The 3,236-nt window shown below is 60.9% G+C and carries 2 protein-coding genes; both read right to left on the reverse strand.

Annotated features, from left to right (window positions below; genetic code table 11):
- Positions 1-1,789 (reverse strand): acetyl-CoA carboxylase biotin carboxylase subunit (locus tag AC6RA8_RS16785; protein WP_500354146.1); only part of this gene is annotated, 1,789 nt, incomplete at its 3' end.
- Positions 1,790-1,799: 10 nt separating this feature from the next.
- Positions 1,800-3,236, reverse strand: a 1,437-nt coding sequence (locus AC6RA8_RS16790; RefSeq protein ID WP_500354148.1) for a carboxyl transferase domain-containing protein, incomplete at its 5' end; no start/stop codon positions are given.

Raw genomic sequence — 3,236 nt, forward strand, 5'->3', positions numbered from 1 at the left:
CTTCGGCCACAATCGCCCCCGGTGCAGCAAACACCGCCTTGACCAGACCGGGCATCGGCGCCTCAACCACATTGCCGTCGCCCGCTGCCGTGGCGTTCACGTTCAGCGGATCGACGATATGGAACGCAATCCCGTAACCGTCAAAGACTGTAGCAATGCTGTCAGCGACATGAACATCCGGGGCAGGATGGCCTGCGATGGTCCATTGCCCCTGCCGCCGCTCGACCGACAACTCGGTTCCATCAAGATGCCAGCGTTGGGTGTCTCGATCCAGAACCTCGACATGAGCGTCCAATACGTCGTCGCCATGCATCAACGGCAAAGAGCGGCGCAATGGTTGCCACAAGGAGAATCCCGCATCGGGGACAACACCGTCCAAACCAGATGCAACCATCGCAGCCGCAATCGTGTGTCTTGGCAGGAGTTTCGGTGGTGCAGTCAAATCATCAATGTCGCGTGCAATCAGGCCGGTATCCACTTCGCCAGCCGCAAAGCCCGCGTGTCCGGCCAGCGCGCCCAGAAAGGCAAGGTTGGTCACGGTGCCTGCCACCTGTGTCTTTGCCAGTGCGTGCGACAAGCGTTTCAGGGCGACATCGCGCGTTGGACCATGCACGATGACCTTGGCGATCATAGGATCGTAGTGGGGGCTGATCTCATCCCCTGCCCGCACACCGCTGTCCGCGCGTGCCACATCCGGGAAACTCAGATGCGTCAGTGTCCCCGTTGCAGGCAAGAACCCCGCAGGCACATCCTCGGCATAGAGTCGTGCCTCAAAGGCATGACCCGAAATCGAAAGGTCCTCCTGTGCGGCAGGCAACGGCTCCCCCGCAGCGACGCGCAGTTGCCATTCGACCAGATCGACGCCGGTGATCGCCTCGGTCACCGGGTGCTCGACCTGTAGGCGTGTGTTCATTTCCATGAAAAAGAAGCCGTCCGGACGCAGCGGGCCCGAGCCATCGACGATGAACTCAACAGTCCCTGCCCCTTTGTAGCCAATGGCTTCCGCAGCACGCACGGCAGCGGCCCCCATGGCCGCACGCATTTCGTCGGTCATGCCGGGGGCTGGCGCCTCCTCGATGACTTTTTGGTGGCGGCGTTGCAAAGAACAATCGCGTTCAAAGAGATGCACAGCGTTCGTGCCGTCGCCAAAGACCTGCACCTCGATATGGCGAGGTTGCGTTACGAACTTTTCAACCAGCACGTCCGCGTTTCCAAAGGCGGTCTGCGCCTCGCTTCGCGCGCTGGCCAAGGCATCTGCAAAGTCGTCGGGTGTTTCCACAAGGCGCATACCTTTGCCACCGCCGCCTGCAACCGCCTTGATCAGAACAGGATAGCCCATCTTGCCCGCCTCGGCCGCCAAAAGATCATCCGACTGATCCGCACCATGGTAGCCGGGCACAACAGGCACACCCGCTTGGACCATCAGGGCCTTGGCTGCGTCCTTGAGGCCCATGGCCCGGATCGCTTGCGCCGATGGTCCGATAAAGGTCAGACCCGCCGCCTCAACTGCGTCCACAAAGTCCGGGTTTTCAGACAGGAAGCCATAGCCGGGATGGATGGCCTGCGCACCAGTGTCCAACGCAGCCTGAATAATCACGTCGCCTTTCAGGTAGCTATCAGCAGGAGCCGCGCCACCGATGGGAACAGTCATGTCTGCCATTTGCACATGCTTGGCCGCCGCATCGGCCTCGGAGTACACAGCTACACAACGCACGCCCATGGCTTGGACCGTCTCCATAACACGGCACGCAATTTCGCCCCGGTTTGCAATGAGGATAGTGTCGAACATCAGTTTTTCCTCACATCCGGAACACGCCAAAGCGTGTGTCCTCAATCGGTGCATTCAGGGCTGCAGACAGGCTGAGGTGCAAAACGTCCCGCGCTTTGCGGGGATCGATCACGCCGTCATCCCAAAGGCGCGCGGAGGCGTAGAGCGGGTGCGACTGTTCCTCGAACATATCAATGGTTGGCTGCTTGAACGCGGCCTCTTCTTCGGCTGACCATGTGCCGCCGCCACGCTCGATTCCGTCCCTTTTCACAGTTGCAAGCACACCTGCCGCCTGCGCACCGCCCATGACGGATATGCGCGCGTTCGGCCAGGACCACAGAAAGCGCGGCGAATAAGCGCGCCCGGCCATGCCATAGTTGCCCGCGCCAAAGGATCCACCCACCAGCATTGTCACCTTGGGCACGGATGTTGTGGCCACAGCCGTCACCATCTTGGCCCCGTGGCGCGCGATCCCTTCGTTTTCGTATTTCTGGCCCACCATGAACCCCGTGATGTTCTGCAGGAACACCAGCGGGATCTTGCGCTGCGAACACAGCTCAACGAAGTGCGCACCTTTCTGGGCGGCTTCGGAAAACAGCACCCCGTTGTTGGCAATGATGCCGACAGGCACGCCCTTGATATGGGCAAAGCCGCAGACCAGCGTTTCGCCAAACCGCGCCTTGAATGGATCGAAACGTGATCCGTCCACGATGCGCGCAATTACCTCATGAATGTCATAGGGCGTGCGCAGATCCGCTGGGACGACACCGAGAATTTCTTCTGGATCGTAGGCGGGTTCCTCGACACTTTGCAGTGTGACGGTTGTTGGCTTGCGCAAGTTGAGGTTGCCAACGCTGCGGCGCGCCAGAGCTAGGGCATGTGCATCGTCCTCAGCCAGATAATCGGCCACCCCCGACAGGCGCGTATGTACGTCACCACCGCCAAGGTCTTCGGCGCTAACCACCTCGCCCGTTGCCGCCTTGACCAGCGGCGGCCCGGCCAGAAAGATTGTGCCCTGTTCCTTCACAATGATCGTCACGTCGGACATAGCCGGGACATAGGCGCCGCCCGCCGTACATGACCCCATGACGACCGCAATCTGGGGAATGCCCTTTGCGCTCATCTGCGCCTGGTTGAAGAAGATGCGCCCGAAATGATCTCGGTCTGGAAACACCTCGTCCTGATTGGGCAGGTTCGCTCCGCCGCTGTCGACCAGGTAGATACAAGGCAGATGGTTTTGCTCCGCGATCTCTTGGGCGCGCAGGTGCTTCTTGACGGTCATTGGGTAGTAGGTGCCGCCCTTCACCGTCGCGTCATTGCACACGACCATCACCTCGTGCCCCATGACACGCCCCACGCCTGCAATCACCCCGGCACAGGGTGCCGCGCCGTCATAAAGCCCGTGCGCCGCCGTCGCCCCGACCTCAAGAAAAGGCGAGCCGGGGTCCAGCAGATTTGCCACGCGATC

Source organism: Tateyamaria sp. (assembly GCF_059783535.1).